The sequence below is a fragment of the Aeromonas sp. s11 genome (assembly GCF_040907945.1).
In the GTDB taxonomy this organism is placed as follows: domain Bacteria; phylum Pseudomonadota; class Gammaproteobacteria; order Enterobacterales; family Aeromonadaceae; genus Aeromonas; species Aeromonas veronii.
The window spans coordinates 1-26965 of the sequence record NZ_JBFOCU010000017.1 but is presented as its reverse complement, the minus strand read 5'-3'; the positions used below and the strand labels follow the sequence as shown (position 1 = coordinate 26965).

The following is a 26965-nucleotide window of genomic DNA, read 5'->3' as shown; positions in this document are numbered from 1 at the left end:
GCCGACGAGTGCTCCGTGGCCGCTTGTGTGAAAGATCCCTAAATCGGCCGCTGCTGCACAGTTTGTGTCACGCCTCTGTGCCATGCTGTTTCAGGTTATGGACAGCAGAGCAAATGAGGAAAACGATGAGCAATAATTCAGACAGTTCCGCAGGAAAATGCCCGGTCATGCACGGGGGAACCACCTCCGTCGAGACGTCCAGAATGGAGTGGTGGCCGAAGAGCCTCAACCTCGACATTCTTCACCAACACGATACCAAGACCAATCCGCTGGGGGCCGGTTTCAACTATCGGGAAGCCTTGAAGGGGCTCGATATGGCGGCCCTCAAGCAGGATGTGACCGCCCTGATGACCGACAGTCAGGAGTGGTGGCCCGCCGACTGGGGCCACTACGGCGGCCTGATGATCCGCATGGCCTGGCACTCGGCCGGGACTTACCGCATCGCCGATGGTCGCGGCGGTGGCGGCAGCGGCAACCAGCGTTTCGCCCCCCTCAACTCCTGGCCGGATAATGCCAACCTCGACAAGGCTCGTCGCCTGCTATGGCCCATCAAGAAGAAGTACGGCAACAAGATCAGCTGGGCCGATTTGATTATTCTGGCGGGCACCGTGGCTTATGAGTCCATGGGGCTCAAGACCTTCGGCTTCGCCTTTGGCCGCGAGGATATCTGGCATCCGGAGAAGGATATCTACTGGGGATCGGAGAAGGAATGGCTGGCGCCCAGCGGCAAGCCGGGCGGTCGTTACTCCGGCGAGCGGGATCTGGAAAACCCGCTGGCGGCGGTGATGATGGGGCTTATCTACGTCAACCCGGAAGGGGTGGATGGCCAGCCCGATCCCCTGAAAACCGCGCAGGATATGCGGGTCACCTTCGCCCGCATGGCGATGGATGATGAAGAGACGGTGGCGCTGACCGCCGGTGGCCACACTGTCGGCAAGGCTCACGGCAACGGCGATGCCAAGCAGCTCGGGCCCGAGCCGGAAGGGGCCAGCCTCGAGGAGCAGGGGCTCGGCTGGATCAATCACCACAGCCGCGGCATCGGCCGCAACACTGTGACCAGCGGCATCGAAGGGGCCTGGACCACCCACCCGACCCAATGGGACAACGGCTACTTCGATCTGCTGTTCAAGTACGACTGGTGGTTGCAAAAATCACCGGCGGGGGCCCATCAGTGGGAACCGATCAATATCGCCGAAGAGGATATGCCGGTGGATGTGGAGGACCCCTCGATCCGCTGCAAACCCATGATGACGGATGCCGATATGGCGCTCAAATTCGACCCCGAGTATCGCAAGATTGCCGAGCGCTTCCGCGATGATCCGGCTGCCTTCTCCGACGCCTTTGCCCGCGCCTGGTTCAAGCTGACCCACAGGGATATGGGGCCGAAGAGCCGCTATGTCGGCCCCTATGTGCCGACAGAAGATCTGATCTGGCAGGATCCGGTGCCAGCCGGACGTGCCGATTATGATGTGGCGGCGGTGAAGGCCAGGATTGCCGCCAGCGGCCTCTCCATCAGCGAGCGGGTGAGTACCGCCTGGGACAGTGCCCGTACCTTCCGAGGCTCCGACAAGCGGGGTGGAGCCAACGGTGCCCGCATCCGGCTGGCGCCGCAGAAGGATTGGCCGGGCAACGAACCGGCGCGGCTGGCGAAGGTGCTGGCGGTCTATGACCAGCTGGCGGCCGAGTGTGGTGTCAGCGTCGCGGATCTCATCGTGCTGGGGGGCAACCTCGCCATCGAGCAGGCTGCCCAGGCCGCCGGAGTGACGGTGAGCGTGCCGTTTGCGCCGGGCCGGGGGGATGCTACTCAGGCTCAGACCGATGTGGCCTCGTTCGAGGTGCTGGAACCGCTGGCCGACGGCTTCCGCAACTGGCTGAAGCAGGACTATGTGGTGACGGCGGAGGAGCTGCTGCTGGATCGCGCCCAGCTGATGGGGCTCACCGCCTGCGAGATGACGGCGCTGGTCGGCGGGATGCGGGTGCTCGGCACCAACCACGGCGGTACCGGGCACGGGGTCTTTACCGATCGGGTCGGGGTACTCAGCAACGACTTCTTCGTCAACCTGACCGACATGGGCTACCAGTGGCTGCCGAAAGCGAGCAATCTCTACGAGATCCGCGATCGCCACAGCGGTGCCCTGAAGTGGACGGCCACCCGGGTGGATCTGGTGTTCGGCTCCAACTCGGTGCTGCGCGCTTATGCCGAGGTCTATGCCCAGGATGACAACAGCGAGAAGTTTGTCTGTGACTTCATCACCGCCTGGAACAAGGTGATGAATGCGGATCGCTTCGATCTGCTCGGCTAGTCCCCAAGCCGTTTGGTTATCTGCACCAGCCCCGCACAGCCAAGATGTGCGGGGCTTTTTACTGCCAGCTTTTCTGTGCAGCCCTACAATCCGCCGCGCTGCGACACCCGCTGGCCGGTCGCGCAGGGCCGCTGGCATCCCTGTGCTTGGGCCAGCAGTATCATGTAACATGCTGATCCGCTGATGATGCCCGGCGGCCACCCCATTGGCCACTGATGTCCCATGAACGGACAAGGACAGAAACAAAGAGACAAGGAGTCAACCCATGCTGGAAATGCAGATCCAACCCCGCTTTCAGGAGACGGATGCCCTCGGCCATATCAACAATACGGTGCCGGCGGTCTGGTTCGAATCGGCGCGGGATCCCCTGTTCCGGATCTTCTCCCCCGATCTGGATGTGCATAACTGGCATCTGATCATCGCGGGCTACACAGTGCAGTTCAAACGGGAGCTGTTCTACGGCCAGCCGGTCACCATCAAGACTGGCGTGCGCCGCATCGGCACCAGTTCATTTACGGTCTGGCAGGAGGCCTGGCAGGGCGGCGAACTGGCCGTCACCGCCGAAATGACCCTGATCCATTTTGACTACCGGGCCCGCCAATCCCTGCCCCTGAGCGATGCTCACCGGGAAGGGCTGCGGGCCTGGCTGACAGAGAGTTAACCACGGGCCGGATGGCCCATCACAGGAGTGTTATGTACAACTCAATGCGCAACACAGCGATCGCGCTGACCCTGGGATTCTGCTCCCTCCCTTCTCTGGCCGCTTCTCTCGCCGAGCAGTTTACCCTGATGGAGAAGGGGGCCGAGAGCGCCCTCGATACCCGTCAATTCAGCCATGACGGCGTCGATATCAAGGCCTGGATCGATGGCGCCCCCGTCATCATCGCCGTGCCCATCATGAACGAGCTGGGCAAGCTGGAAGGGGAGAGCCGCTACTACTTCAAGGGCGGCAAGCTGTTCGGGGTCAAAGAGCCCGCCGCCCAGTTCGCCTTTGACGACAGCGGCAAGCTGACCCAATGGCTGGACGAGAAGGGTCAGCCCGCCGAGTTCGTCAGCAAGATGAGCATGCAGCAGCGTCAGGAGTGGCTCACCAAGCGGGCTGCCGAGCTGAGCAAGCTGTTTGTGGTGAGCGCGGCCGAACAGAAGGCGGCCAAGGGGGGCGTCAAGCTGAAGGGGGCGGATCTCGCTCACTGGCTCTGCAACGGCAAACTGATGGATCTCGCCCACGGCGACAAGGTGATCTTCGAGCAGGATAAGCTGAAGATTGGCGAGCAGGGGATCGAGGGGGAGGTCTCCCTGCGTCAGGAGAAGGGGTGGCAGGAGCTGAGCCTCAAGTGCGAGGTGCAGGGCACTCAGGTGACCCGCCTCACCTGGCAGCCGCTGCCGGGGGCCAACAAGCCGCAATAAGCGCAATAGCAAGGGGGCCCATCGAGGGCCCCCTTCTCATTCGGCTTGTGGCTCCCCCAGCTTGAGCCGGGTGAGCGCCTCGACCCGGCGCCACTGTCCGGGCTCGAACCAGCGGGCCAGCAGCTCCTGCTGCTGTTCGGCCCTGGCCTCGTTCGGTAGTTGCCTTAGCTCGGCCAGAAAACCGCTGAGCTGCTCCTCGAACCCTTGCCGGTTCTGCTCCAGCTGGCGCATCCGATCCACCGCTTCCGGCCCCCCCGTCTCCAGCAGCAGAGCCTCCCGTTTGGCTGGCTCCATCTGCGCCAGCCCTTGCAACTCCTCAAGCAGGCGGCTGTTGGCCTCCGCCTCGCGAAACCAGCCCGGTTGCTCCGCCAGCCAGAGATCCAGCTCGCTGGCCAGCTGCGACTTGTCGCTGTCTCTCGCCTCCGCCAGCGCCCTGCGGCGCAGGGTCAGCTGCTCCATCAGCCTATCCTCGGCAAACAGCTGAGCCTGCTCCGCCGGGGTAAAGCTCTGCTGGCGCAGCTGCTCCCGCTCGTCAAACAGGATCTGCAGGCTGGCGAGGGAGATCTCGGTGGGCACCGTCAGGCTGTTTTGGGCGGAGATAAAGGTGCGATAGCGCGCCTGCAGGGCATCGGCGGCCTCCTGCTCGGGATCGTGCGGGTGGCTCTGTGCATGCTGGCTGGCTTGAGCGGGGGATGAGTCTGCCGTCGGTACATTGGGCCAGAGCAACACCCCGCCAAGCATCAGGGTGATGGCGCAGGGCACGACGAGCAGGGTGGCTATCTTCATAGTCCCAGCTCCTTGAGACGGTTGGCATGCTGGCGATAGAGGGTGACCGGATCGGTCTCGAACAGATGGTGGATGCCGAAGGACTGGTTCACTTCGTCCAGATGGTTCATCCGGTAGTCGGTGCCGATCACCTTGCCGAGGTGGCTGCTGCAGACCCCGACCAGTCCGTCATTGGGCTCCTTGAAGAAGGCGCCGGTCAGCGCCAGCGCAGGATCCACCGGATCCAGCAGATTGGTCAGGTTGCCGCGCCCGCTCCAGGAGAAGTAGTAGACGCCGTTGCTGGCCTGCATCGGCCCCTCGCCGCAATAGCGGCTGGGCAGCCCCTCCGGGTAGCGCTGGTTGAACTGGCTGGCCCCCTTGTTGGTGAGGGCATCGAGGGCGGCGACCGGATCTTGCGGCAGCTGGCTCCCGCCCGAGAGCAGTGAAATCATGCCAGAGAGGGCGTGGGCCGCGGCGGCCGCCAGCTTCTCGGCGGCACTGCCGGGGGCGGCATTGGCCCGCACCAGATCGGCAATCTCGGAGCCGTAGTTGACGCCGCCGACGCTGGTGGCGGAGGCGACCAGCTCGGGGGCGACCGAGGCGACATAGCGGATGGTGGGGCCGCCGTGGGAGTGGCCGATCAGGTTGACCTTCTCGGCGCCGGTGGCCGCCAGCAGCAGCTCAATCTGGGCGAGCAGTTGCTCCCCCCGTTGCTCCGAACTGGCGGTGGCTGACACCTGAGCCACGTAGACTTTGGCACCATCCCGGCTCAGGGCCTGGGGAATGCCGTAGAAGTAATCGACCCCGAGCAGCTTGTCGAAACCGAACAGGCCGTGCACCAGCACTATGGGGTAGCGGGTCTGGGTGTATCCGCTGGCGTGTGCCAGCATGGGCAGGGTGCAGAGCAGCACCAGAAGCCATCTCTTCATCATCAGCATCCTTGTTGATTCGTGAGGAACAGATTGTGTGGCGTACTCCATGTTCGCCGGTGCCAGTATGGTGGCTGCTGACGGGAGAGGCTGTGAGGGGGATCGCAACTCGGGATTCAAAAGGGGTTCTGGGGGCGGGCGGGGAGGCTGTGCTCCCCGCCCTGCGGCTTATTGCCACTCCACCAGGTGATACTGCTTCTTGCCCCGGCGCAGCAGCAGGTAGCGGCCAAATAGCCGATCATTGGTACTCAGCTGTTCATCCTGCTTGATCACACCATTGAGGCTGATGGCCCCCGCCGCCAGCAGTTCGCGGGCGATGCGCCTGGAGTTAGCCAGACCGCAGCTGACCAGCAGGCTGACCAGATCCGTCTCGCCGCTGACGGTGCTGCTCGGCATACCATCCTGTGCCAGCTGGGCCAGGTCGCTCTCGCCGAGGCGAGCTACATCGCCGCTAAACAGCAGTTCGCTGATGCGCTGCACCGCCGCCAGCGCCGCCTTGCCGTGTACCAGCTCGGTCAGCTCGTTCGCCAACACCTGCTGGGCCTGCTTGCGCCCCTGCCGCTTGGCATCTTCCGCTTCCAGTGCATCAATCTCGCTCAGCAACATAAAGCTGTAGTAGCGCAGGAAGCGGTAGACATCCTCATCCGCGGTGCCGAGCCAGAACTGGTAGAAGGCGTAAGGGGAGGTGAGCGCCGGATCGAGCCAGACCGCGCCACCCTCGGTCTTGCCGAACTTGGTGCCGTCTGCCTTGGTGATGAGGGGCAGGGTCATGCCGTGTACCTGCGCCTGATGGAGGCGACGGGTCAGATCCATGCCGCTGGTGATATTGCCCCACTGGTCGTTGCCGCCAATCTGCAGGGTGCAGCCGAGCCTCTGGTGCAGCACTGCAAAATCGTAGGATTGCAGTAGAGCGTAGGAGAACTCGGTGAACGAGATGCCCTGATCCGGACGGGCCAGCCGCTGGCGCACCGACTCCCGCGCCAGCATGGCGTTGACCGAGAAGTGCTTGCCGATATCCCGCAGAAAGTCGAGGGCGGACATCTGCCCCATCCAGTCGCCATTGTTGACCAGTTGCGGGGCCGACAGGTCCTCATCGGCGGGCAGCAGCGCCCTGATTTGGGCCGACAGGCTGGCGACCCAACCCTGCACGGTATCGGCACTGTTGAGGCTGCGCTCGGTCGCCTTGAAGCTGGGATCGCCGATAAGGCCGGTTGCCCCGCCCACCAGTGCCACCGGGGTGTGGCCCGCCAGCTGGAAGCGGCGCAGCATCAAGAGCGGCACCAGATGACCGATATGCAGGCTGCCGGCGGTGGGATCGAACCCGCAATAGACGGTGCGCGGGGTGGCAAGATGATCGGCCAGAGCCGCCGGGTCGGAATTCTGGGCCACAAGGCCGCGCTCGGTCAGCTCATCAAGCAGGTGGGGGTTGATCATGGGTACTCCAACAACAGGGGGAAAAGCCGTCATGCTCGCCGTTCTAGTTGGTGGCGGATATGTCCCCTTAGGGACAGTTTTGCCACTCTCGTGCTAGCATTCAGCCATAGCGGGGAATCGCTCCCCGTCACCGGAAACGTGCCTCCATGACCCAGCCATTCACCACAGATGCCTTGACCCGCAGCATGACCGGGGTGGTCGATGCCCTGCACAGCAGCGCCTTTGCGGCGGCGCTGGTGCGGCTGATCCAGCAACAGGTGGCGTTTGATTGCGCCCTGCTGCTCGGGGTGGGGCAGCGCCCCGTCTACCTCTACGACAACCTCAATCATCAGCGGGCTCTGCTCTTTGATCGCTACCTCACCAGCCACTTCAGTCAGGATCCCTTTATGCAGGCGCTGGAGCAGGGCTTGCCTGCCGGCGTCTGGACCCTGGCGCAGGTCTCCCAGGGGCGGCTCGATCCCGAATATCGCCACCACTTCTATCAGGCTACCGGCTGGCAGGAGGAGGTGGGGCTGATCCTGCCGGTGCGGGACGGGTTGACGCTGATGCTGTTTCTGGGGCGCCTCGACAAGCGCAGTACCCTCAGCCGTGACGAGCTGGCGAGGCTGGAGCAGCTGTTCCCGCTGGTGCATTCGCTCTGTCGTCAGCAGTGGCGGCAGAGCCAGCCGCTGTTGGCCCAGAGCACTGCGCTGCCAGACAGCGCCAGCCTCAAGAGTGCGGTGGAGCAGGCGATGGCGAGTGTCGGGGGCGATAGGCTTACCCGGCGTGAGCGGCAGGTGGCGGAGTTGCTGCTGCAGGGGCTGGATACCGAGGCGATTGCCGCGGAGCTCGGGATTGGCAGCGGCACGGTGAAGAATCACCGCAAGCATCTCTATGGCAAGCTGCGACTCGGCTCGCGGGCCGAGCTGTTCACTCTCTTTTTGAACCACCTCATTACGGCTCCGGTGGAGGCATCACAGGCATCACAGGCGTCATCGGCGGGAGATAGAGAGAGCCCGCCATAGGGCGGGCCGGGGTTACTCTAGGCGCGGGATGGTGGGAGTGGTTTCAGGCAGGATACTGAGCAACTGGTAGCGCTTCACCAGCTGCTTGTATTCATCCCCCTGTCTGACCTTGTCCAGCGCCTGTTGCAGGCGTGCAACCTGCTGCTTGTCTGCCCGCAGGTTGAAGGCGAAGCAGTTATCCTGCTCTTCAATAATCGCGACGGTGACAAAATCCTCGCTGGGGAAACCCAGCTCCTTGGCCTGATGGCGCAGCATCACCTCGTTGCCCGCCACCAGATCGGTGCGTGCCATGATGAGCTGGCGCACCACCTGATCCATACGCTCCACCGCCATCATATTGCCCGGGCTGATCCCGCGGTTGAGTAGCAACTGCTCCCCGACATCCGCCTGCATCACACCGATCTGCAGCTTGGCGAGATCCGCTTTGCTGGCCACTTTGGGGGCATCCTGCTTGCGGCCGACCAGCGCGACCCTGGAGTGGCTGATGGGGCAGACCCAGAGGAAATGGGGATCCCGCTCCTTGGTGTGCGCCGTGGTAAAGAGCACGGCCTCTTGCTGCTGGGTCAGCAGATACCAGCCGCGGGCCCAGGGCAGAAAGTGGATGGGGTGCTCCGGCTCCCCCATTTCACGCCACATCAGGCGCAGCAACTCGACCGCCAACCCCACAGGCTGACCATTTTTATCCTGGCCATTGAGCGGCATGTTCTGCTCCGAATAGTAGATAAGTGCCGGAGCCGGGAGCGCGATAAACAGGGCGAGAGAAGCGAGAGCAGGGAGCAGACGACGCATGATGCACTCCTTGTGCGGGTAGTTACCTAACAGTCTATGTGGCCTTTTCCATAACGTCATGATCCGGTAGCGGGATAAAAAAAAGGCCACCTTGCGGTGGCCTGTCGGTTTATTTGAGCAGGGCTTCCATCTCCGCCTCTGCCTTGGCGCGAGCCTTGGCCTCCGCCGCTCTGGCGGCATCGGCGACGCTCTCTCCGGCCGTATGGGATGCGGTACTGACGGCCTGCCGGGCTGGTTCTGCAACGGCCTTGGTAGCTTCTTGCGCCGCGGGCGCAGCGGCGCTGCTGACGGCCTGTTTGGCAGGAGCTGTAACAGCCTTGGTGGCCTCTTGCGTCGCGGTTGCAGCGGCGCTGTTGACAGCCTGTTTGGCAGGCGCGGCAAGGGCTTTGGTGGCTTCTTGCGTCGCGGTCGCAGCGGCGCTGCTGACGGCCTGTTTGGCAGGAGCGGTAACAGCCTTGGTGGCTTCTTGGGTCACGGTCGCAGCGGAGCTGCTGATGGCCTGTTTGGCCGGAACGGTAACGGCCTTGGTGGCTTCTTGGGCCGCGGTTGCAGTGGCGCTGCTGACGGCCTGTTTGGCAGGTGCAGCAACGGCTTTGGTGGCTTCTTGCGCCGCGGTCGCAGTGGCGCTGCTGACTGCTTGCTTGGCAGGAACGGCAACAGCCTTGGTCGCTTCTTGAGTTGCAGTGCGGGTAAGAGCGGTCGTGCTTTGGCTCACCGCTTGGGTGGCCTGCCCTGTGGCGTTGGCGGCTGCGCCGCTGATAGTCTGACTTGCGCTGTTGGTCAGCGAGCCGGTGACGCCGCGAGTCACTGTGCCCAGCGCGCTGCCAAGGGAGAAGGGGGAGGCGCCACTCTGACTGGTCGCCGCGCCGGTCAGGGCATTGGTCGCCGGGGTGAGCTGGCTGGTGGGGGTCTGCCAGCCCTGCATGGCGGTTGGCCAGGTCGGTGCCGTGCCCGCCAGATTTTCGCCGAAGGTCAGGGTGGTGCCATCCCCTTTTTGCAGCAATACCGACATCTGGTTGGTTTGCGAGTTCCACACCATCCCCGCCTGCTTGGCGATATCCGGCACGGGCGCATACTCGGAGACCACATAGAAAAGCGGCCCCTCCTGCTGTAACTTGTCGGCAGTCTTGAGCAACTGCATGGTGCTGTCGTAGTTGGGACCAAGGATGGCGGTCATCCGATCCTTGATCAGGGGTTGTTCGAACAGATTGACCTCGTTCGGGTCAAAGCCGACCAGCGGCTTGAGCAGGGCCCACATCAGTTGGCTGGTGGGGCTCATCATCAGCAATGGGGCAACGCAGGCGGACAACATCAGGCTCAGGCAGGCCGCCTGAAGCAACGGCATGATACGCATTGGGATAATATCCAAATAACGATTTGATAAATAAGGTTATATTTTGTCAGGACGTGACAAATTCACCGGAAGTTTGCGCGTGGCAGCGAGAGACTGCCCGCAGACGCTGGCAGGCTACCATATTGGTTCCACAATGCCAGCAGGCAGTATGATTGTCAGTCAAGTAAACCCCGGGGCTGGTCGACTCTTCGAGAATGCCTTCCATCGAAACAGGATCCCTCTCATGAAAAATGTACTGCTCTGCCTGCTGGCCTCCCTCTGGCTCGCCCCCGCTCTGGCCGCGTCCAAAACCACTGTGGTGGGCGAGTCTGCCAGTCCCGAGCTGCTGTTGCCGCTGGGCTCATTGCCCGAGCGGGTCTGCTGGTTTGCGGATCAGAAATATTCCGAAGGGGCCCGCATTCTGCAGGGAGATATCTGGCTGGAGTGCGGCCCGCAGAACGACCTCGAGAGCAATGGCCCGTTGGCCTGGCGCTCTCCTGCGGTGGTGTTGCCTGCCACCCGTGGTGCGAAAGATCAAAAGACGATTTCCGTGGGTCAGTGAGGCTTTTCTTGATCCAGCTAAAGACATGGACGTGATCCCTGTCGCATAATGCAGCTCCTTTCTTCTCTTGGCTGGAACCTAAGAAATGGCTCGTCGCTCTTCCAATGCACAACGTCGTCGCAGTAGCTGGTGGTACAAACGCTTGTTGGCAAGGGAGCGGGAAGAGCGCGAAGCGCGTTCCGTCCGGGATTGATACAGCATTGAAAACAGAGCCTTGGGCTCTGTTTTTTATTTATCAAATACCGTCATGACGAGAACGGGGGCCATCAGGCCCCCGTTTTGCTTTTGCAGATGTTGCCTGCTTGCGGCTTAGCGCTGCAAGGCGGCCAGTGCCAGTTCGACTCGTTTGGCATACTCGGGGTCGGCCTGCTCGAAGTGTTTGAGCTGGGCCGCGACGATGGCGTCATCCTCCACATTGATAAGGGAGCGGGCCAGGTTGGCGGCGAGCCGCGAGCGCTGCCCCTCGTCCATGATGCGGAACAGGTTGCCCGGCTGGCTGTAGTAGTCGCTGTCGTAGTCACGAAAATCGTAGTGCAAGGCTGCCCCTTCCAGACTCAGCGCCGGTTCGTGCTGCTCGCTCGGCTGCTGGGTGCCGAAACGGTTCGGCTGATAGTTGGGGCTGGCGCCGCCATTGCTGTCCGCCCGCATGGCACCGTCACGATGGGCACCGTGATGGAACGGGCAGCGCGGGGCGTTGACCGGCAGCAGACCGTGGTTGACGCCAAGGCGATAGCGCTGGGTGTCACCGTAGGAGAAGAGTCGCCCTTGCAACATGCGATCCGGCGAGAAGCCGATCCCGGGCACCACGTTAGCCGGGGTAAAGGCGGCCTGCTCCACATGGGCGAAGTAGTTGTCCGGGTTCTGGTTGAGCTCCAGCACGCCCACCGGGATCAGCGGGTAGTCGCTATGCGGCCACACCTTGGTGAGGTCGAACGGGTGGATGTTGTAAGTCTGGGCTTCGGCCTCCGGCATCACCTGCACATAGACCTTCCAGCGCGGGAAGTCGCCCCGCTCGATAGCGTTGAACAGATCCGCCTGACTGGTCTCCCGATCCTGCCCGACGGCGGTGGCGGCCTCTTCATCGGTGTAGAAGCTGTGGCCCTGCTCGGTCTTGAAGTGGAACTTGACCCAGAAGCGCTCGTTGGCATCGTTGATAAAGCTGAAGGTGTGGCTGCCGTAGCCGTTCATCTCCCGCAAGCTCTTGGGGATGCCGCGATCGCTGAACAGTATGGTGACCTGATGCAGGGATTCCGGATGGCGTGACCAGAAGTCCCAGGCGGCGGTGGCGCTGCGCAGGTTGGTGCGCGGATCCCGCTTCTGGGTGTGGATGAAGTCAGGGAATTTCAGCGGATCGCGGATGAAAAAGACCGGGGTGTTGTTGCCCACCAGATCCCAGTTGCCCTGTTCGGTATAGAACTTGAGGGCGAAGCCGCGCACATCGCGTTCGGCATCGGCGGCGCCCTTCTCACCGGCCACGGTGGAGAAGCGCAGGAATACAGGCGTCTGCTTGCCGATGGCGCTGAACAGATCGGCCTTGCTGAACTGGCTGATGTCGTGGGTCACGGTAAAGGTGCCGTAGGCGCCCGAGCCCTTAGCGTGAACCACCCGCTCGGGAATGCGCTCGCGGTCGAAGTGGGCGAGTTTCTCCATCAACCAGATATCTTGCATCAGGATGGGGCCGCGCGGGCCGGCGGTGAGGCTGTTGTTGTTGTCGACGACGGGGGCGCCGTTGGCGCTGTGCAGGGTCTTGTCAGTCATGGCTTCTCTCCTTGTTGATATGGGGTCAGCCTACGGATCTGCGCCGTGCTCGGCCAATGGGCCTTTCCTCGCCCTTTGATAGGCAAGACAAATGGGTGCGGGTAGGGGATGTGTAACCGCGCCGGATGTTGCATGATGGTGGCTTCGAGAAGGAGCCTCATATGCAGATTACTATCCGTCATGCCGAACCCACCGATGCCCCCGCCTTGCGGGATCTCTACGCCATGCCCAATGCCCAGGCGGGCACTCTGCACCTGCCCACACCTCCCCTTAGCCAGTGGCAGAAGCGGTTGGAGAGCAGTGATGTGGTCGCCTTGGTGGCGGAGGTAGAGGGGCTGCTGGTGGGCCAGATCTCCTTGCACGTAGAACCCAATCCCAGACGCAAGCATGTGGCCGGGATCGGCATGGGGGTACGGGATGACTGGGCTGGCAAGGGGGTTGGCTCTGCCCTGATGACCGCGGCGCTGGATCTGGCCGATAACTGGCTCAACCTGCACCGGATTGAGCTGACCGTCTATACCGACAATGAGGCCGCACAGGCGCTTTATCGCAAGTTCGGTTTTACCGAGGAGGGGCGAGCCCGTGACTATGCCTTCCGCCAGGGGCGTTATGTGGATGCGCTCTATATGGCCAGAGTCGCGGGGGGCGCCAGTCGCTAACGGTATGGTCGATTATCAGGCCAGATTGCGCCCGGTGATCCGGGCGCTGGAGCAGAATCCCGATCTCTCCATCGAAACGCTGGCAAGCAGTGCCTGCTTGTCTTTCTACCATTTTCACCGGGTGTTTACGGCTGTGGCGGGGGAGACGCCCGGGGAGATGTGTCGTCGTCTGCGCATCCAGCGGGCTGTTTGGCAGCTCTGCTATACCGATGCCAGTGTCACGGCCATTGCGTTGGGGGCGGGGCTCGCCAGCTCCCAGGCGTTTGCCAAGGTATTTCGCCGTTACTATGGTTGCACGCCGGGAGAGTTTCGCCGCGACAAGAGCAAGAATGGACACTTGATGAGCAAGGATGGACACGCACTTGTGCAGCCTAATCCTTATGCTGAGGGTCACTCATCAGCAAGGAGCAATACCATGAAAACCACCGAGATGGACGCCCGTACTCTGGCCTATATGCGTGTCACCGGCCCCTATGGCGAGGGGTATGACCCCGTTTGCAGCCAGCTGCATCAGTGGGCCAGCGCCCGCGGTCTGGAAGGTGGGGAGTGGATCTTCATCTATCACGATAACCCCGAGGTGACTCCGCCAGCCCAGTGTCGCACTGACATCGGGGTGACGGTGCCTGCGGGGACGGTGGGGATGGGTGCGGTCGAGATCCAGATTATTCCCGCCGGTCGTTACGCCCAGTCCCGTTATCTTATTACCGACCGCAGTCAGTATGGCCCTCGTTGGCAGGAGCATATCGGCGACATCGTTGCTGCCGGGCTGGAGTTTGGCAATGGTCCCTGCTTCGAGCTCTATCACAGCATGAGCGATGATCCGGTGCAGGACGATGTCAGCTTTTGCTCCAGCCTAAAGGGGTAGGGCACAACAAGACGCAAGGGATGGTACAGAACGTCGCGCAGAAACGAGAGAGCCGGACAGTGTCCGGCTCTTTTGCATCTGGCGGATGGGGCGGCGGTTAGCGCTGGAACCCCTTCTGGGCGAACTTGGGTCTGGCATTCATGATCTGCTCCACCTGCTCGTCGCTCATCTTGCCGCGCGACAGCCCCAGCACCTTGTAGGTGAGCAGCGGTCGGGCGGGCAGGGCGATCATCAGGGCGCGGATCTGGTTCTCGTCATCCTTCTCCCGGGTCGGCTTGCCGTAGGCGTAGGTGAGGACGCCAGCATCCATCAGGTTTTTGACGGCGGGCTCGGTGATCGGCAAGTTTATGACGCTTTTACGCTGCAGCACGAACTCGCGCAACACCGCTTTTTCGTTGAAGTCGAGGAAGCCGATCATCTGGGCCAGCTGGTCCTGCTGACGGCGCGCCTGCCACTCTTCGCATGCCCACTCCCAGGCGATCAGGAAGCCCTGACTGCAGAAGTAGGAGATGGCGATCAGCATGCCGACCCCCAGCCAGGCCGCATGATCCGCAGCCCACTGGCTGACGGCCCCTTTCATCAGCCCGGCCGGAAACAGCAGAATGATGCTGCAGCAGAGCAACAACCAGACCATCAGCCAATTGAGGCGGTTCAGTTGATAGAAATGTTGGATCCACCGTTTCATTGTTCATCCTTCCCAAACTGTTGTGGATAGTGAACTACCTACAGCAATCGGTGTGCCAACAGCGTAATGGCGCCTGGGAGGGGAGGCTGGCGATACATTTCCTTACAACTTATTGAATGAGTTATCAGTAATTTGCCTTGTGAGGTGACGGTCGAGTTGGTAAAACGTCCCCTCAGTCATTGGGGAGTAGCAACCCGCCCGTATTCCGGGCCGGGCCCATGTCAACACTCTTGGATCCTCGCATCCATGGCATGGGCGGCGATAGGCACTATCGCTCTGCAAGACCTTTGGCCTCGATATGCACGCCAGCCGGGCGAGCCATGTCGGGTCCATCGGTTATTCTGCTCGCCTGGCGGTATCTATTATGTTGATTACCCTGCTGTTATTTCTCGTCTCTGCGGTCACCATCTACCTTGCCTGCGAATACTTCGTCAACGGCATCGAATGGACCGGACACCACTTCAAACTCTCGCAAAGTGCCACTGGTTCGCTGCTGGCTGCACTGGGTACGGCCCTGCCCGAATGCATCGTCACCCTGACCGCCCTGCTGATGGGCAACACGACCGTCCAGCAGGAGATCGGCATCGGCGCCGCCCTCGGCGGGCCGCTGGTGCTGGCCACCATCGGCTATGGTGCGGTCGGTCTCACTCTGCTGCTTTGCATGGGGCGTACCGAGCGCGCCATCAATGGGGAGGTACAGCGCGAGATTGGCCGGGATCAGCGCTGGTTTATGGGGATCTTTTTGGTGGCGACCATGCTGGGTCTGGTCGCCTTCACCGGCAAGAGCTGGCTGGCCCCGCTCTTCCTGCTGGTCTACCTCGTCTATGTAAGGCGCGAGCTGAAACAGAGTGACAGCCACGAAGTCGAATTGCCGGAGCCCCTCAAGCTGGCCCCAGATGCCGGGATCCCACCCCTTGGCAAGGTGTTGCTGCAGACACTGGCTGCACTGGTGGTGGTGGCGCTGGCGGCTCAGCTGTTTGTTCATCAGCTGGAGAGCATGGGCGAGCTGTTTGGCCTCTCGCCGGTACTGGCGGCCCTGCTGCTGAGTCCGGTGGCGACCGAGATGCCGGAGCTGATGAACGTGCTGATCTGGGTGCGACAGGGCAAGAATCGGCTGGCGCTGGCCAATATCTCCGGGGCCATGATGATCCAGGGCACTATCCCCAAGGCCTTCTGTCTGCTCTTTACCCCCTGGTTGCTGGATGGCGCCATGATGGCCTCCTCGCTGGTGACGCTGCTGGCGGTGGGGTTGCTCTGGTGGGGGTTCAGAAAGGGGGCGATGACCGCCGGACGGCTGGCGCTGGTTGGTCTGCTCTATCTCGGTTTGTGCGGCTGGCTACTGGTGAGCTGAAACGGGAAGCGCGGATATGAAAAAGCCCCCTTGGCAGGGGGCTTTGTTGTATCGGTTGGGGCGGTGCTTACAGCGCGGCGATTTCAGCCTGCTGGGCTTCCAGCTTGGTCAGTTGGAGACGGTAATCTTCCAGCTTCTCGCGCTCTTTGGCGATGACCGCTTCCGGCGCCTTGGCGACGAAGGCTTCGTTGCCGAGTTTGCCTTCGATACGGCCGCACTCGCCCACCAGACGGGCAACCTCTTTGGCCAGACGGGCCAGCTCGGCATCCTTGTCGATGAGACCGGCCATCGGGATCATCAGCTCGGTAGCGCCGATCAGCTTCTTCACTGACAGCGGGGCGGTTTCACCGTCCGCCAGAACGCGGATGGACTCCAGACGGGCCAGCGACTTGAGGAAGGCCTCGTTGTCAGCGGCGCGCTGGGCATCCTTGGCATCGCACTGGAGCAGCACGTTGAGGGGCACGCTCGGCGCCACGTTCATCTCGGCACGGATGTTGCGGATACTGACGATGAACTCCTTCACCCACTCCTGATCCGCCATCGCGGCTTCGTCCACCTTGGCGGCGTCGAACTCCGGGAAGGCCTGAATCATGATGGTGTCGGCGTGTACACCGGCCAGCGGAGCGACCGATTTCCAGATGGTCTCGGTGATGAACGGGATGATCGGGTGCGCCAGACGCAGCAGGGTTTCCAGCACGGTCACCAGGGTGTGGCGGGCAGCGCGCTGCTCGGCCTCGGAACCCTTGGTCAGCACCGGCTTGGTCAGCTCCAGATACCAGTCACAGAACTGGTTCCAGATAAATTCGTACAGCACGCCAGCCGCGATGTCGAAGCGGTAGGTATCGAGGGCGGTACGGAAGTCACGGATGGCCACTTGTAGCTGGGACTGGATCCAGCGATCCGCCAGGCTGAACTGCATTTCGCCACCGGCAAAACCGCAATCCTGATCTTCGGTGTTCATCAGCACATAGCGGGAGGCGTTCCACAGCTTGTTGCAGAAGTTGTTGTAGCCGTCCAGGCGCTTCATGTCCCAGTTGATGTCACGACCGGTAGAGGCCAGCGCGGCCAGAGTGAAGCGCAGGGCGTCGGTACCGTGGGCATCGATCCCTTCCGGGAATTGCTTGGCGGTACGCTTGGCGATCTTCTCGGCCATCTGCGGCTGCATCATGTTGCCGGTGCGCTTCTCCAGCAGATCTTCCAGCGAGATGCCGTCGATCATGTCGAGGGGGTCCAGCACGTTGCCCTTGGATTTGGACATCTTCTGGCCCTCTTCGTCACGGATGAGGCCGGTGATGTAGACGGTCTTGAACGGGACTTGCGGCTGGCCGTTTTCGTCCTTGATGAAGTGCATGGTCATCATGATCATCCGGGCAATCCAGAAGAAGATGATGTCGAAGCCGCTCATCAGCACGTCGGTCGGGTGGAAGGTCTTGAGTGCCTCGGTGTTGTTCGGCCAGCCCAGAGTGGAGAAGGTCCACAGGGCGGAGCTGAACCAGGTGTCGAGCACGTCTTCGTCCTGACGCAGTACGGTTACGGCCGGGATGCTGTGCTTGGCGCGCACTTCGTCTTCGCTGCGGCCAACGTAGACGTTGCCGGCGTCGTCATACCATGCCGGGATGCGGTGACCCCACCACAGCTGACGGGAGACGCACCAGTCCTGAATGTCGCGCATCCAGGAGAAGTACATGTTTTCGTACTGCTTCGGCACGAACTGGATACGGCCATCTTCCACCGCCTCGATGGCGGTCTTGGCCATCGGAGCCACGCGCACGTACCACTGGTCGGTCAGCATCGGCTCGATGGGCACGCCACCGCGATCGCCGTACGGCTGTTGCAGTATGTGATCCTTGATCTCGTCCAGCAGACCCAGCTCTTCCAGCTTGGCCAGAATCGCCTTGCGGGCAGCGAAACGCTCCAGACCGGCGAACTCGGCCGGCAGGGCGGCGTCGTAGGCAGTGCTCGGGTTGCCGTTGGTGTCGACCACTTCGGCCTCGGCACGCACGTGGGCGTCCAGCGTGAAGATGTTGATCATCGGCAGGCTGTGGCGCTTGCCCACTTCGTTATCGTTGAAGTCGTGGGCCGGGGTGATCTTCACGCACCCGGTGCCCTTCTCCATGTCGGCGTGTTCATCGGCGACGATGGGGATCAGACGGTTCACCAGCGGCAGCAGGATGTGCTGGCCGATCAGCGCCTTGTAACGCGGGTCTTCCGGGTTCACGGCCACGGCGGTATCGCCCAGCATGGTCTCCGGACGGGTGGTGGCGACGATCAGGTAATCCTTGCCTTCGGCAGTCTTGGCGCCGTTGGCCAGCGGATAGCGCAGGTGCCACATGTGGCCCTTGATCTCGCGGTTTTCCACTTCCAGATCGGAGATGGCGGTGTTGAGTTTCGGATCCCAGTTCACCAGACGCTTGCCGCGGTACATCAGGCCATCTTCGTAGAGACGGACAAATACTTCCTGCACGGCGGCGGAGAGACCCTCATCCATGGTGAAGCGCTCGCGCTCCCAATCCACGGAGTCGCCTAGACGGCGCATCTGGCGGGTGATGGTGCCACCGGACTCTTCCTTCCACTGCCAAATCTTGTCGATGAAGGCATCACGGCCGTAATCGTGGCGAGTTTTGCCCTCTTCTGCGGCGATCTTGCGCTCAACCACCATCTGGGTGGCGATACCGGCGTGGTCGGTACCTGCCTGCCACAGGGTGTTTTTGCCCTGCATGCGGTTGTAGCGGATCAGGGTATCCATCAGGGTTTGCTGGAAGGCGTGACCCATGTGCAGGCTGCCGGTGACGTTCGGCGGCGGGATCATGATGCAGAAGGAGTCTTTGCTGGTGTCGCCGTGGGGCTTGAAGTAACCCTGGGCTTCCCAGTGCTGATAGAGCGCCTGTTCGATGGCGTTGTGATTAAAAGTCTTTTCCATGGTCTCGCCGTAATCTGGATGGATGGAGTCTGGTGTTGATTCTTTATGGATCAATTGGTTGCAGTCAGGGCTGCGCCGGATCCGGTGCGGCAAGGACGGGCTGATCCCTCATTTCGAGGGTATGGCCTGCCTGGCGATAGTGCTTGTAGCGCTCGCGGGCTTGCTGCTTTTGTGTTTCGTCAGTGGGGACAAAATCTACCACTTGAGCGAAGTGTCCTGCAAACAAAGGTGTCGCAGTGGCCAGATTGATGAGGCGGGCGTAGCGCCGTTTCGGTGGCTGATAGCCGATCTCCACCGGGGCAATGCCGCTTTCGCCTTGCAGCTGGTGCGGTACGAAGCGCTCCGGCGGCAGCTGCCACAACAGCTCGTCCAGACGCAGGGCCTGGGCCTCGTCGTTGCAGAACAGGTAGATATGGCCCGCGCCCCACGACTCGGCAGCAAGAGTGCAGGCCAGTCGCTCGACCGCAGAAGCCCGCGCGTCATCCTGTTCGCTCATCAGGTAAAAGGTCACTTGGCTCATCAGGTTGATCCCGTTTTGCGGTGACGGACTGTTGACCGCCTCATGAGGCTGACGGGGCGTTTCCCGTCCGCAGCTCACTGATTCAAGAATGAAACAAGGAAGAGGCGGGCCTCTTCCTTGTGGTTCAGGGTAACGCCAACCCTTCCGATGCAGCCATCGGCAGGGGCCGGAGAGTTACTCTTTCTCTTCGATATCCACGCCAGCCCGGTTCAGCAGGAACTGGGTCAGCAGGGGCACCGGACGACCGGTGGAGCCTTTATCCTTGCCACTCTTCCAGGCAGTCCCGGCGATATCCAGGTGGGCCCAGTTGTACTTCTTGGTGAAGCGTGACAGGAAGGCGGCTGCGGTGATGGTGCCGGCCGGACGACCGCCGATGTTGGCCATGTCGGCGAACGGGCTGTCGATCTGCTCCTGATACTCGTCGAACAGCGGCAGACGCCAGGCGCGATCACCCGCCTGCTCGGAGGCGTTGAGCAGCTCGTGGGCCAGCGGGTTGTGGTTGGCCAACAGACCCGAGGTGTGGTGGCCCAGCGCGATGACGCAGGCTCCGGTCAGGGTCGCCACGTCGATCACGGTTTCCGGATCGAAGCGGTCCACATAGGTCAGCGCATCACACAGCACCAGACGACCTTCCGCATCTGTGTTGAGCACTTCGATGGTCTGGCCGGACATGGAGGTGAGGATGTCACCCGGACGATAGGCGTTGCCACCCGGCATGTTCTCGCAGCCCGCCAGCACGCCGATGACGTTGATCGGCAGTTGCAGCTGGGCCAGCGCATGCATGGTACCGAGCACGGAGGCGGCGCCACCCATGTCGTACTTCATCTCGTCCATGCCGTCGGCCGGTTTGATGGAGATGCCGCCGGAGTCAAAGGTCAGACCCTTGCCGACCAGCACGATGGGCTTGGCATCCGGATGACCCTTGTATTCGATGATAGCCATCATGGCTTCGTTGTCGGAGCCGCGGGCCACCGCCAGATAGGAGTTCATGCCGAGCTCGGCCATCTCCTGCTCGCCCACCACCTTGGTGGTGATGTTGTCGTAGGCATCGGCCAGACGACGGGCCTGGGAGGCCAGATAGGCCGGGTTGCAGACGTTGGGCGGCATGTTCGCCACGTCGCGGCAGACCCGCACACCCTTGGCCACGGCCAGACCGTGAGCGATGGCTTTTTCACCAATGGTCAGTTCCCGACGCGTCGGCACGTTGAATACCAGCTTGCGCAGCGGGCGACGTGGCTCGGCCTTGTTGGTCTTGAACTGATCGAAGCTGTAGAGGCCCGCCTTGGTGGTTTCTACCGCCTGGCGCACCTTCCAATAGGTATCCCGACCCTTGACGTGCAGCTCGGTGAGGAAGCAGACCGCTTCCATGGAGCCGGTTTCGTTCAGGGTGGTGATGGTCTTGTTGATGATCTGCTTGTACTGGCGTTCGTCGAGTTCCCGCTCCTTGCCGCATCCGACCAGCAGTACGCGCTCGCTGAGCACGCCCGGTACTTGATGCAGCAGCAGCATCTGGCCTGGTTTCCCTTCCAGGTCGCCACGGCGCAGCAGCGAACTGATATAGCCATCGCTGATCTTGTCCAGTTGTTCGGCAACCGGAGAGAGGCGACGAGGCTCAAATACGCCGACTACGACGCAGGCGCTCCGTTGCTTCTCTGGACTGCCACTCTTTACACTGAACTCCATGGAATCTCCTACATCCTAAAGACAAAAGGCACCTTTTATTGAATAATGCGGTGCTTGTTGGGGTATCAGAGGCGGAGCGAACAGCCACAGGCTCCGCAGTTCAAACTGGTAAAAATCCAATATACGGCCCTATTTTTCAGGCATTCGACTAAAAACACAAGTTTACTTGGGAATGACTGTGATCGTTTTCCGATATTTGTTCAGGGAAACCCTGAAAACCCAGCTGGCAGTGTTATTCGTATTGCTGCTTATCTTTGTCAGCCAACAATTTATCAAGATCATCGGTGACGCCGCCGATGGCGAGGTGCCGACACGTCTGGTCTCCACCCTGCTGCTGCTCAACTTGCCCAATATGGCGCTGTTGATGCTGCCTATCAGTCTCTTTTTAGCCATTTTGTTTGCCCATGGTCGCCTCTACGCCGAAAGCGAGATGACGGTGATGCATGCGGTCGGCTTCAGCCACCGTTTCGTGATGCGCAGCGCCATGTTGCTGGCCTTGCTGACGGCGGTGGTTGCGGCGTTCAACACTGGCTGGATCGCCCCGCAGGCCAAGGAGCGCGAGTATCAGGTGATCGACGAGTTCAAGTCGGATCCGGGTATCTCCTTCCTGCAGGCTGGCCGCTTTATGGAGCTCGACAAGGGGCGTCTGGTTGCCTATATCCAGGATTTGAACGACAACGGCTCAAAACTGCAAAAGATCTTCGTGCTGCAGCGGGCGGAGGGGAACAATCCTCCCTCGGTGGTGGTGGCGACCGAAGGGGTGGTGACGGTCGATGAGAACGGTCTGCAGTGGCTGACTCTGATGGATGGTTCCCGCTACGAAGGGAACTTCTCCGGCAAGCAGTTCCAGATCTCCGATTTTCGCGAATATGGTCTGGTGATCCGCCAGCAAGAGATGGAGCGTTCCAACCGCAAGGCGGCGGCCAAGCCGACCATGGAACTGTTCGGTACCCAGGACAACGCCATGATGGCGGAATTGCAGTGGCGTATCTCGCTGCCCCTCTCCATTCCGGTGCTGACCCTGCTGGTGGTACCGCTGGCGCGGGTCAATCCCCGTCAGGGGCGCTACGCCAAGCTGTTGCCGGCCATCATGCTCTATCTCTCCTACTTCCTGCTGCTCAGCGCCGCCCGTTCGGCCATTGACAGCGGTCGGCTGCCCTACTGGCCGGGGATGTTCCTAGTGCCGCTCGGTTACCTGCTGTTTATCGGCCTGCCCCTCAATCTGCAGGGCACCAGCTGGTGGAACGGGGTGAAAGGGCGCTATTTCAACAGAAAATCAGCATGATGCTGCAACATAGGAACTTCTGCTGATGTTTGGCATTCTCGATAGATATATCGGTAGGGTCATCTTTATGTCGATCCTGCTGTGTGAAATCACGCTGGTTGGTCTGGCGGGGCTCATCAAATATGTGGAGCAGCTCAAGTCGGTCGGTGACGGCAACTACGACATGATCAACGCCCTCTACTATGTGCTGCTCTCCATGCCCAAGGAGGCGGTGCTCTTCTTCCCGCTGGCCGCGCTGCTGGGTGGCCTGATTGGTCTGGGTCAGCTGGCGACCAGCTCCGAGTTGGTGGTGATGCAGGCGGCGGGTCGCTCCAAGATCAGTATTGTAATGGCGGCGCTCAAGACGGCGATCCCGCTGATGATCATGGTGGGGCTGATGGGGGAATATGTGGCCCCCATCGCCAAGCGGATGGCCGATGACATCAAGGCGGGCGCGCTCTCCGAAGGTCGTCTGACGGTTTCCGCCTACGGGGTGTGGGCTCGCGATGGCAACAACTTCGTCAATATCAACGGGGTGCGTAACGATGGCGCCCTCACCGGCATCACCCTCTATCGCTTCACCCCCGAGCGCAAGCTGATCGACGTGGTGCAGGCGCAGGAGGGGGTGTTCGAGCGCCACCACTGGCTGCTCAAGCAGACCCAGGTTACCCGCTTCGACGATCCCGCGCAGATCCGCAGCGAGCAGCATGACAAGATGGAGTGGAGCTCGGAGCTGACGCCCAAACAGCTGGGGGTGGTGAGTATCGACCCCGAGAACCTCTCGGTCTCCGGTCTGCTCGACTACATCGGCTATCTCGATGCCAACAAGCAGGATGCCGGTCGCTACAAGCTGGAGATGTGGCGCAAACTGCTGTCACCGCTCTCGGTGGTGGCGATGATCCTGCTGGCCTCCTCCTTCATCTTTGGCCCGCTACGCTCGGTGAGCATGGGGGCTCGGATGCTGATGGGGATCATGACCGGCTTTGCCGTCTATGTGAGTGATCGGGTGTTTGGCCCCATCAGTCTGGTCTATGCGGTACCGCCCATTCTGGCGGCTATCGCGCCCAGCCTGCTGTTTGGCGGTATCTCCTTCTACATCCTCAGCCGCAAGCAGTAATCCGCACGAGGTTATGAGGAAATGCAAAGAGGGCACCTGTTGGTGCCCTCTTTCGGTATTGCATTGATCCGGGATTACTTGTTCAACAATTCCAGATTTTCCTCTTTGCTCAGCACGATCACTTCGCACTCGGCCCAGATATCCTGAAACGCCCGTGGGCGCTGGCGGTTGAACAGGCACATCAGGTTGCCCAGACCAAAGGCGGCAGTGGCGAGACGGATCAGCGCCTGGGTAATAAGGATATGGCTGCCATCCTCGTTCTGAATGCGCAGCCGCCAGGCGCGCATGCCGACGGTCTGGCCAGCACGTGTCCAGAACCAGGTGTAGAAACCGCAGATGACGAAGGCGAGCCACAGGGTGTAGATCAGGCTCAGGTGGTGTCGGGTCAGCAACCAGACGGTATCTTCACCCGCCGGTACGCTGGCCATGCCGGTGACCAGCAGCAGCTTGGCGACACCCATGCCGATGAAGCCGGCGATGATCAGCAGCGAAGTCACCACCAGCGCATCATAGATCAGGGCGCCGAGGCGACGCATCAGACCCGCTGACGGGTATGGCTGAGTGGCGGTAGAGGGGGATTTTTGTTGGACTTTTTTAGGCTTGGCCATCGTTTTTATTCCATTAAGATGATGGCGGCATTCTATGTAACTGGCCCCGCATCGGCAAGGCGTTGAATAAATGAACAAACGGGAGTGTTCAATCGAAAAACACCTTGCATGGCATCGCGCCATTCGTATAATCCCTCGCAGTTGCCCGGGTGGCGAAATCGGTAGACGCAGCGGATTCAAAATCCGCCGGTGAATAACCGTGTCGGTTCGAGTCCGACCCCGGGCACCATATCACAGTTTCATGCCGTATCACGGCAGACCTGAAACCCGCATAGCTTAAGGCTCTGCGGGTTTTTTGTTATGTCTTGTCGTATCATTTGGTCTCATAGCATACCCCAAATACTGGGGGCCTTTCTGGGGGCTCAATGTTAAGCCTCCAGAATTTAGGCCCCCAACTGTGGGCCAACTGTTAACCTGCAAGGCTACTAGCTCGATGCTTCCGCCACAATCTGCAGTAACTTAGGCCCCCATCATTGGATATGGAGGCCCCCAGATGCCTTTAGATAACATCACAGTCAAGCAGGCTATATGGAGTGGCAAGCCGAGCGGCGACAAGCTAACGGATGAAAAGGGCATGTTCCTGCTGGTTAACAAGTCTGGCAAGTATTGGAAACTCAAGTATCGTCATGCGGGAAAAGAGAAGAAGCTCGCCCTGGGCGTTTATCCCGATGTGTCCCTGAAAGAAGCGCGAGCTAAGCGGGATGATGCCGCCGCCTGATCGCCGAAGGGTATGACCCCAGTCTTGTCCGTAAGCAAGAGAAGATCGCCACTAGGCTTGCCAGTGAGAACAGCTTTGAGGCACTGGCTCGGGAATGGCACCATAGCCAACTTGCCATTTGGAGCTCTGGTCACGCCACCCGAGTAATAGAGTCGTTGGAGGCGGATGCCTTTCCTGAGCTGGGATTAGTCCCTGTCACAGAACTGACGGCCCCTATGATGCTGGATACCTTGCGTAAGGTGGAAAAGAGGGGGGCAACGGAGACAGCAAGAAGGATATTACAGCGGTTTAGTGCCATCATGCGTTATGCCATCCAGACTGGGCGAGCCAAGTACAATCCGGCCCAAGATCTTAAAGGGGCCCTAAAAGCCACCAAGCAGGAGCACAGACCGGCCTTACCCCGTGTGGAGCTGCCTGAGTTTTACCGCCGCCTAGCAGTTGAACCACTGAACCCTGCGACCCGCCTTGCCTTCCATTTGCTGATGCTGACTATGACCCGCCCCGGTGAGGTGCGTTTTGCCCGCTGGGCAGAGTTCGACCTGGATCGGGCGGAGTGGCGGATCCCTGCTGAGCTGATGAAGATGCGAGCCCCCCATATCGTTCCTCTCTCTCGCCAAGCGCTAGCCGTGCTTGATGAGCTGCGCCAACTTACAGGACATTGTGAACTGCTATTCCCGAGCGAGCGCAGCCTGACCAAGCCGATCAGCGAGAACACCCTGAGCTATGCCATGGGGCGTATGGGCTATGCAGGCATTGCTACGCCGCACGGGTTCAGGGCACTGGCCTCGACCACCTTGAACGAGGAAGGGTTTGATCCTGATGTGATAGAGCGTCAGCTCGCACATGCAGAACGCAATAAGGTGCGGGCGGCCTACCATCGTGCCGAGTACCTGGACGACCGCCGCAAGTTGCTGCAGTGGCTGGCAGATTTTTATGAATCCCAGAAGGGTGGCAACGTGCGCCCAGTGAATCTTACATCAGTGGACTAACAACATTGAAAGGTGGCTCGATGACAATAACTCAGAATAAGCGGAACATTCTGAAACAACTTGTGTAGTGGTCAACTAAATCCGGACACTTGGTTAGGCCGTTCTTCGGCTTTTGCTGGCGGTATCCCGTCATTGTGTTGATGTGGACGCCGCCAGTTGTAGTAATCCATCAGGTAATAACTGATATCCCGCTTTGCTTCCCGCAAGCTCATATATCCCATAGCCGGGAGCCACTCTGACTTCAGGCTTCTGAACAACCGTTCCATCGGGGCGTTATCCCAGCAGTTGCCACGCCGACTCATGCTCTGGGTCATGCGATAGCGCCACACTCGTTGCCGAAATGCCCTACTGCCATATTGGCTGCCCTGGTCAGAGTGAAATAGCACACCAGATGGGCAACCCCGCTGCTGATAGGCCATCTCCAGGGCTTTGATTGCCAATTCTGCATCAGGTTTATCAGACATCGCCCAGCCCACGACCCGCCGAGTGTGCAGGTCAAGCACCGCTGCCAGGTAATGCCAGCAACCACCGGCCCAGACGTAGGTGATATCGCCACACCACACCTGATTGGGTTGCTGGACATCAAATTCGCGGGCCAGCAGATTGGGTATGTCCGGTCGTTCAGACTGTGCCACCTGATAGCGATGAGCGCCCGGTTGCTTGGATACCAGACCGGCTTCCTTCATCAGGTTACGTACTTTGAATCGGCCAATCTGATACCCCAACTCTCGCATCATCGACATCAAGGCGCGGCTGCCTGCAGAGCTCCTGCTCTCTTTGAACAACCGGCGCAACTCACAGCGCTGTTGCATACGTTCACGGTTAATCGTCCGCCTGCGAGCCAGATAATCGTAAAAACAGGAGGTGGGAACATCGAAGGCGCAGCAGACCAAAGTGATGGGGGCTTGCTCCCTTAATCGGTCTATCAGCGCGTATGTGTGAACTCGTCCGCCATCAAGAGAGCAGTAGCCTTTTTTAGAATGTCCTTTTCACGTTCGAGCCGGTTGATACGGGCTTCCAGCTCCTGAATTTTCTGCTGCTCTGGAGTCAGTGCTTTGCTGATTGGGGTTGTGCCAGTTCGTTCGGATTGCAGCTGCAGAACCCAGCGACGGAGCACTGTTTCACCGACATCCAGTGAACGGCTGGCTTCAGGGACAGAATATCCTTGGTCGAGCACCAGGGATGCGGCTTCGAGTTTGAATTCGGCAGTAAATGAGCGACGTAATCTTGTCATTGAACACCTCAGGTCATGGTGGCGACTGTACCACCTAAAATGGTGTCCGGGATGATTAGACCACTACA

24 protein-coding genes, 1 tRNA gene and 1 riboswitch are annotated in these 26965 nt (G+C 60.7%); of the genes, 13 read left to right on the top strand and 12 right to left on the bottom strand.

The window, feature by feature from the left end; translation table 11 throughout:
* Positions 1-125 precede the first annotated feature (125 nt).
* The 3 genes from katG to AB5Y84_RS03590 all read left to right on the top strand — a co-directional run bounded on the left by katG (position 126) and on the right by AB5Y84_RS03590 (position 3710).
* On the top strand, positions 126-2303 hold the full coding sequence (katG, locus tag AB5Y84_RS03600) for a catalase/peroxidase HPI (RefSeq protein WP_368176400.1): 2178 nt from the start codon (positions 126-128) through the stop codon (positions 2301-2303).
* 265 nt (positions 2304-2568) lie between these two features.
* The gene (locus AB5Y84_RS03595; RefSeq protein WP_368176399.1) at positions 2569-2964 is read left to right on the top strand and encodes an acyl-CoA thioesterase; all 396 of its coding nucleotides are present in this window, start codon (positions 2569-2571) and stop codon (positions 2962-2964) included.
* A gap of 44 nt (positions 2965-3008) precedes the next feature.
* Positions 3009-3710, top strand: coding sequence for a hypothetical protein (locus tag AB5Y84_RS03590; RefSeq protein WP_042081272.1), 702 nt, complete (start codon positions 3009-3011; stop codon positions 3708-3710).
* 36 nt (positions 3711-3746) lie between these two features.
* On the opposite strand, the gene AB5Y84_RS03585 is transcribed toward AB5Y84_RS03590, so the two are convergent.
* The 3 genes from AB5Y84_RS03585 to tyrS all read right to left on the bottom strand — a co-directional run bounded on the left by AB5Y84_RS03585 (position 3747) and on the right by tyrS (position 6838).
* Entirely contained in the window at positions 3747-4496 is a 750-nt protein-coding gene (locus AB5Y84_RS03585; protein ID WP_368176398.1) for a lipase secretion chaperone, read from the bottom strand.
* Positions 4493-5404, bottom strand: coding sequence for a lipase family alpha/beta hydrolase (locus AB5Y84_RS03580; protein WP_368176397.1), 912 nt, complete (start codon positions 5402-5404; stop codon positions 4493-4495). Before AB5Y84_RS03580 ends, AB5Y84_RS03585 begins: the two co-directional genes overlap by 4 nt.
* A gap of 168 nt (positions 5405-5572) precedes the next feature.
* Complete coding sequence (tyrS, locus tag AB5Y84_RS03575) at positions 5573-6838, bottom strand: tyrosine--tRNA ligase (RefSeq protein ID WP_368176396.1); 1266 nt, start codon at positions 6836-6838, stop codon at positions 5573-5575.
* A gap of 146 nt (positions 6839-6984) precedes the next feature.
* Between tyrS and AB5Y84_RS03570 the strand changes: the two genes are divergently transcribed.
* Positions 6985-7842, top strand: a complete 858-nt coding sequence (locus AB5Y84_RS03570) for a LuxR C-terminal-related transcriptional regulator (RefSeq protein ID WP_368176395.1) — start codon at positions 6985-6987, stop codon at positions 7840-7842.
* Positions 7843-7854: 12 nt separating this feature from the next.
* Here the strand turns inward: AB5Y84_RS03570 and AB5Y84_RS03565 are convergent, their stop codons facing one another.
* Positions 7855-8631 carry a substrate-binding periplasmic protein gene (locus AB5Y84_RS03565; RefSeq protein WP_368176394.1) on the bottom strand — a complete coding sequence of 259 codons (777 nt, stop codon included), beginning with the start codon at positions 8629-8631 and terminating at the stop codon, positions 7855-7857.
* Between the two features lie 109 nt (positions 8632-8740).
* Positions 8741-9985 carry a hypothetical protein gene (locus AB5Y84_RS03560; RefSeq protein WP_368176393.1) on the bottom strand — a complete coding sequence of 415 codons (1245 nt, stop codon included), beginning with the start codon at positions 9983-9985 and terminating at the stop codon, positions 8741-8743.
* A 223-nt stretch (positions 9986-10208) separates the two neighbouring features.
* Here AB5Y84_RS03560 and AB5Y84_RS03555 point away from each other — a divergent pair, with 223 nt between their 5' ends.
* Positions 10209-10526, top strand: coding sequence for a YnjH family protein (locus AB5Y84_RS03555; protein WP_368176392.1), 318 nt, complete (start codon positions 10209-10211; stop codon positions 10524-10526).
* A gap of 309 nt (positions 10527-10835) precedes the next feature.
* On the opposite strand, the gene AB5Y84_RS03550 is transcribed toward AB5Y84_RS03555, so the two are convergent.
* Positions 10836-12284, bottom strand: coding sequence for a catalase (locus AB5Y84_RS03550; RefSeq protein ID WP_005355226.1), 1449 nt, complete (start codon positions 12282-12284; stop codon positions 10836-10838).
* Between the two features lie 161 nt (positions 12285-12445).
* On the opposite strand from AB5Y84_RS03550, the gene AB5Y84_RS03545 reads away from it, so the two are divergent.
* Positions 12446-12943 (top strand): GNAT family N-acetyltransferase, encoded by a 498-nt coding sequence (locus AB5Y84_RS03545; RefSeq protein WP_368176391.1) that lies wholly within the window; start codon positions 12446-12448, stop codon positions 12941-12943.
* A gap of 4 nt (positions 12944-12947) precedes the next feature.
* On the top strand, positions 12948-13808 hold the full coding sequence (locus tag AB5Y84_RS03540; protein WP_368176409.1) for a GyrI-like domain-containing protein: 861 nt from the start codon (positions 12948-12950) through the stop codon (positions 13806-13808).
* Positions 13809-13905: 97 nt separating this feature from the next.
* Here the strand turns inward: AB5Y84_RS03540 and AB5Y84_RS03535 are convergent, their stop codons facing one another.
* Positions 13906-14493, bottom strand: a complete 588-nt coding sequence (locus AB5Y84_RS03535; RefSeq protein ID WP_005336432.1) for a superinfection exclusion B family protein — start codon at positions 14491-14493, stop codon at positions 13906-13908.
* Positions 14494-14662: 169 nt separating this feature from the next.
* Positions 14663-14769, top strand: a riboswitch (yybP-ykoY riboswitch).
* An 88-nt stretch (positions 14770-14857) separates the two neighbouring features.
* On the opposite strand from AB5Y84_RS03535, the gene AB5Y84_RS03530 reads away from it, so the two are divergent.
* Positions 14858-15844, top strand: coding sequence for a sodium:calcium antiporter (locus AB5Y84_RS03530; protein ID WP_368176390.1), 987 nt, complete (start codon positions 14858-14860; stop codon positions 15842-15844).
* Between the two features lie 67 nt (positions 15845-15911).
* Here the strand turns inward: AB5Y84_RS03530 and AB5Y84_RS03525 are convergent, their stop codons facing one another.
* The 3 genes from AB5Y84_RS03525 to pepA all read right to left on the bottom strand — a co-directional run bounded on the left by AB5Y84_RS03525 (position 15912) and on the right by pepA (position 20967).
* Complete coding sequence (locus tag AB5Y84_RS03525; protein WP_139406568.1) at positions 15912-18764, bottom strand: valine--tRNA ligase; 2853 nt, start codon at positions 18762-18764, stop codon at positions 15912-15914.
* A 64-nt stretch (positions 18765-18828) separates the two neighbouring features.
* Positions 18829-19284, bottom strand: coding sequence for a DNA polymerase III subunit chi (locus AB5Y84_RS03520; RefSeq protein WP_368176389.1), 456 nt, complete (start codon positions 19282-19284; stop codon positions 18829-18831).
* A gap of 174 nt (positions 19285-19458) precedes the next feature.
* On the bottom strand, positions 19459-20967 hold the full coding sequence (pepA, locus tag AB5Y84_RS03515; RefSeq protein ID WP_005336423.1) for a leucyl aminopeptidase: 1509 nt from the start codon (positions 20965-20967) through the stop codon (positions 19459-19461).
* A 172-nt stretch (positions 20968-21139) separates the two neighbouring features.
* Between pepA and lptF the strand changes: the two genes are divergently transcribed.
* Together lptF and lptG are read left to right on the top strand one after the other, a co-directional pair.
* Positions 21140-22252, top strand: a complete 1113-nt coding sequence (gene lptF, locus AB5Y84_RS03510; protein WP_005356742.1) for an LPS export ABC transporter permease LptF — start codon at positions 21140-21142, stop codon at positions 22250-22252.
* Between the two features lie 25 nt (positions 22253-22277).
* A complete protein-coding gene (lptG, locus tag AB5Y84_RS03505; protein WP_005355217.1) occupies positions 22278-23348 on the top strand; it encodes an LPS export ABC transporter permease LptG in 1071 nt (356 codons plus the stop codon).
* Between the two features lie 74 nt (positions 23349-23422).
* On the opposite strand, the gene AB5Y84_RS03500 is transcribed toward lptG, so the two are convergent.
* Positions 23423-23956: an RDD family protein gene (locus AB5Y84_RS03500; RefSeq protein ID WP_368176388.1), complete on the bottom strand. Its 534-nt coding sequence runs from the start codon at positions 23954-23956 to the stop codon at positions 23423-23425.
* A 143-nt stretch (positions 23957-24099) separates the two neighbouring features.
* Here AB5Y84_RS03500 and AB5Y84_RS03495 point away from each other — a divergent pair.
* The 3 genes from AB5Y84_RS03495 (at position 24100) to AB5Y84_RS03485 (ending at position 25663) form a co-directional block, all read left to right on the top strand.
* Positions 24100-24185, top strand: a tRNA-Leu gene (locus AB5Y84_RS03495).
* 264 nt (positions 24186-24449) lie between these two features.
* A complete protein-coding gene (locus AB5Y84_RS03490) occupies positions 24450-24674 on the top strand; it encodes an Arm DNA-binding domain-containing protein (protein ID WP_368176387.1) in 225 nt (74 codons plus the stop codon).
* A 299-nt stretch (positions 24675-24973) separates the two neighbouring features.
* Positions 24974-25663: a tyrosine-type recombinase/integrase gene (locus AB5Y84_RS03485; RefSeq protein ID WP_368176386.1), complete on the top strand. Its 690-nt coding sequence runs from the start codon at positions 24974-24976 to the stop codon at positions 25661-25663.
* A gap of 71 nt (positions 25664-25734) precedes the next feature.
* Here AB5Y84_RS03485 and AB5Y84_RS03480 read toward each other — a convergent pair.
* Positions 25735-26897 (bottom strand): IS3 family transposase gene (locus AB5Y84_RS03480; protein WP_368176341.1). Its coding sequence is split into 2 segments (ribosomal slippage): positions 25735-26642 and positions 26642-26897, totalling 1164 coding nucleotides; the frame shifts between segments, so codons are not numbered across the junction.
* Between the last annotated feature and the right edge of the window lie 68 nt (positions 26898-26965).

What these genes read in the sequence shown, in the direction of transcription:
- AB5Y84_RS03550 (WP_005355226.1), bottom strand. Translation starts at nt 12,284, where the DNA reads ATGACTGACAAGACCCTGCACAGCGCCAACGGCGCCCCCGTCGTCGAC.
- AB5Y84_RS03585 (WP_368176398.1), bottom strand. Translation starts at nt 4,496, where the DNA reads ATGAAGATAGCCACCCTGCTCGTCGTGCCCTGCGCCATCACCCTGATG.
- AB5Y84_RS03485 (WP_368176386.1), top strand. Translation starts at nt 24,974, where the DNA reads ATGCGTTATGCCATCCAGACTGGGCGAGCCAAGTACAATCCGGCCCAA.
- AB5Y84_RS03590 (WP_042081272.1), top strand. Translation starts at nt 3,009, where the DNA reads ATGCGCAACACAGCGATCGCGCTGACCCTGGGATTCTGCTCCCTCCCT.
- AB5Y84_RS03530 (WP_368176390.1), top strand. Translation starts at nt 14,858, where the DNA reads ATGTTGATTACCCTGCTGTTATTTCTCGTCTCTGCGGTCACCATCTAC.
- AB5Y84_RS03500 (WP_368176388.1), bottom strand. Translation starts at nt 23,956, where the DNA reads ATGGCCAAGCCTAAAAAAGTCCAACAAAAATCCCCCTCTACCGCCACT.
- AB5Y84_RS03490 (WP_368176387.1), top strand. Translation starts at nt 24,450, where the DNA reads ATGCCTTTAGATAACATCACAGTCAAGCAGGCTATATGGAGTGGCAAG.
- AB5Y84_RS03595 (WP_368176399.1), top strand. Translation starts at nt 2,569, where the DNA reads ATGCTGGAAATGCAGATCCAACCCCGCTTTCAGGAGACGGATGCCCTC.
- AB5Y84_RS03540 (WP_368176409.1), top strand. Translation starts at nt 12,948, where the DNA reads ATGGTCGATTATCAGGCCAGATTGCGCCCGGTGATCCGGGCGCTGGAG.
- tyrS (WP_368176396.1), bottom strand. Translation starts at nt 6,838, where the DNA reads ATGATCAACCCCCACCTGCTTGATGAGCTGACCGAGCGCGGCCTTGTG.
- AB5Y84_RS03560 (WP_368176393.1), bottom strand. Translation starts at nt 9,985, where the DNA reads ATGCGTATCATGCCGTTGCTTCAGGCGGCCTGCCTGAGCCTGATGTTG.
- lptF (WP_005356742.1), top strand. Translation starts at nt 21,140, where the DNA reads ATGACTGTGATCGTTTTCCGATATTTGTTCAGGGAAACCCTGAAAACC.
- katG (WP_368176400.1), top strand. Translation starts at nt 126, where the DNA reads ATGAGCAATAATTCAGACAGTTCCGCAGGAAAATGCCCGGTCATGCAC.
- AB5Y84_RS03520 (WP_368176389.1), bottom strand. Translation starts at nt 19,284, where the DNA reads ATGAGCCAAGTGACCTTTTACCTGATGAGCGAACAGGATGACGCGCGG.
- lptG (WP_005355217.1), top strand. Translation starts at nt 22,278, where the DNA reads ATGTTTGGCATTCTCGATAGATATATCGGTAGGGTCATCTTTATGTCG.
- AB5Y84_RS03525 (WP_139406568.1), bottom strand. Translation starts at nt 18,764, where the DNA reads ATGGAAAAGACTTTTAATCACAACGCCATCGAACAGGCGCTCTATCAG.
- AB5Y84_RS03555 (WP_368176392.1), top strand. Translation starts at nt 10,209, where the DNA reads ATGAAAAATGTACTGCTCTGCCTGCTGGCCTCCCTCTGGCTCGCCCCC.
- pepA (WP_005336423.1), bottom strand. Translation starts at nt 20,967, where the DNA reads ATGGAGTTCAGTGTAAAGAGTGGCAGTCCAGAGAAGCAACGGAGCGCC.
- AB5Y84_RS03565 (WP_368176394.1), bottom strand. Translation starts at nt 8,631, where the DNA reads ATGCGTCGTCTGCTCCCTGCTCTCGCTTCTCTCGCCCTGTTTATCGCG.
- AB5Y84_RS03580 (WP_368176397.1), bottom strand. Translation starts at nt 5,404, where the DNA reads ATGAAGAGATGGCTTCTGGTGCTGCTCTGCACCCTGCCCATGCTGGCA.
- AB5Y84_RS03535 (WP_005336432.1), bottom strand. Translation starts at nt 14,493, where the DNA reads ATGAAACGGTGGATCCAACATTTCTATCAACTGAACCGCCTCAATTGG.
- AB5Y84_RS03570 (WP_368176395.1), top strand. Translation starts at nt 6,985, where the DNA reads ATGACCCAGCCATTCACCACAGATGCCTTGACCCGCAGCATGACCGGG.
- AB5Y84_RS03545 (WP_368176391.1), top strand. Translation starts at nt 12,446, where the DNA reads ATGCAGATTACTATCCGTCATGCCGAACCCACCGATGCCCCCGCCTTG.